The 1,625-nt window shown below is 65.5% G+C and carries 1 protein-coding gene; it reads right to left on the bottom strand.

Annotated features, from left to right (window positions below):
- Positions 1-173 precede the first annotated feature (173 nt).
- The coding region (locus EN750_RS33345) for an aldehyde dehydrogenase family protein (RefSeq protein WP_127399197.1) at positions 174-1,625 on the bottom strand (1,452 nt) is incomplete at its 5' end.

The following is a 1,625-nucleotide window of genomic DNA, read 5'->3' as shown; positions in this document are numbered from 1 at the left end:
CCTCGTCCGCTGGGATAGTCCGGGTCTACCTGCGGCTGGCCAAGGCGTCATGTGCCAGTCACGCGTGATCGTGCAGCCTGCGCCGCTGACCGTTCACTGATAAAGATGTTTTTTCTCGTTAAAGAACATCTGTCCGTGCGTCAACCCCGAACCGTCTCAACGGCGCGGGGACATCAATCGCCGTAAGGCACCCAGACATTCTTGACCTCGACGGCGCGGCGCAGGAAGGCGTCGCCGGCGGCTTCGTCGGATGCCCAGTCGAGGCTGCGGCCATTGCCGCTCCAGACGCGCTTGAGGTTGCCGATGGACTCTGCCTCCGCCTTGGCGCAGGTCTCTGCGTCGGCGAACACCCAGAGCCCGTCGACATCGTCATGCTTGGCCAGCACGCCGGCAAGTTCGGCGCTGCGGCCGGTGACGATGTTGATGGCGCCTGAGGGAATGTCGGAATATTCGATGACCTGGTAGAGATCGGTGGCCAGCAGCGGGTAGCGCTCCGACGGCACCGCAACCACGGTGTTGCCCATGGCCAGCGCCGGTGCGACCAGCGAAATCAGACCGAGCAGCGGCGAGCTGTCAGGGGCGACGATGCCGACGACGCCGACCGGTTCATGAAGCGCCAGCGTCACGGCACGCGCCGGCGGCTGGTGCACGCGGCCCTCGAACTTGTCGGCCAGACCGGCATAGAGGAACAGCCGTTCGATGGATTGTTCCACCTCTTCCCGCGCGGCCTTGGGCGTAGCGCCGGTCAATTCGGTGAGACGGGCGGCGAACTCGCCGGCACGGCCGGAAAGGTTCTCGGCCAGATAATACAGCACCTGGGACCTGTTATAGGCGGTCGCCTCCGGCCAGGCCTTGGCACCGCGGGCGGCAGAGACGGCATCGCGGATATCCTTGCGGCTGCCGAGCCCAACTTCGCCGGCAAGCTTGCCCTTGGCGGTGGCGATGGCGAGCGAATAATTGCCGTCCGGCCGAACCTGCTTGCCGCCGATGAACAGCTTTGCCGTGCGATCGATCGTGTCGCCGTCCGGCTGCTCGACTGGCTGTGCGGAGGTCGTCGCCGGCTTGATGACCGGGCCGAGCGGCAGCTTTGCCGTGAGATATTCGAACATGCCCTCGCGCCCGCCCTCGCGGCCGAAACCGCTCTCGCGGTAGCCGCCGAAGCCACAGGCGGCGTCGAACATGTTGGTGCCGTTGACCCAGACCACGCCGGCCTTCAATTGCGGCGCGACGTGCAAAGCAAGGTTGACGTTCTCGCTCCACACCGAGGCGGCGAGGCCATAGCGCGTGTTGTTGGCAAGCTCGATCGCTTCCTCGGTGTTGCGGAAGGTCATGGTCGCCAGAACAGGGCCGAATACCTCTTCTTGCGCCAATATGTTAGCCGGCGAAACACCTGTAGCGAGCGTCGGCAGATGGTAGTAGCCGGAAGACGGCAGCGCCGCATCCGGCTGCCAGCAGACGGCGCCCTGCCTGGCACCTTCGGCAACCAGGCCCTTGACGCGGTCAAGCTGGGTCAAGTCGACCAGCGGGCCGATATCGGTGTTCTTGTCGAGCGGGCTGCCGACGCGCAGCCGGCTCATCCGCGTCTTGACCTTGGCGATCAGGGCGTCGGCAGCCCGCTCGACAAG

This window comes from Mesorhizobium sp. M7A.F.Ca.ET.027.03.2.1 (assembly GCF_003999175.1).
Taxonomy (GTDB): domain Bacteria; phylum Pseudomonadota; class Alphaproteobacteria; order Rhizobiales; family Rhizobiaceae; genus Mesorhizobium.
The sequence above is the reverse complement of the archived record's forward strand: the minus strand, read 5'-3'. Positions and strand labels throughout refer to the sequence as shown.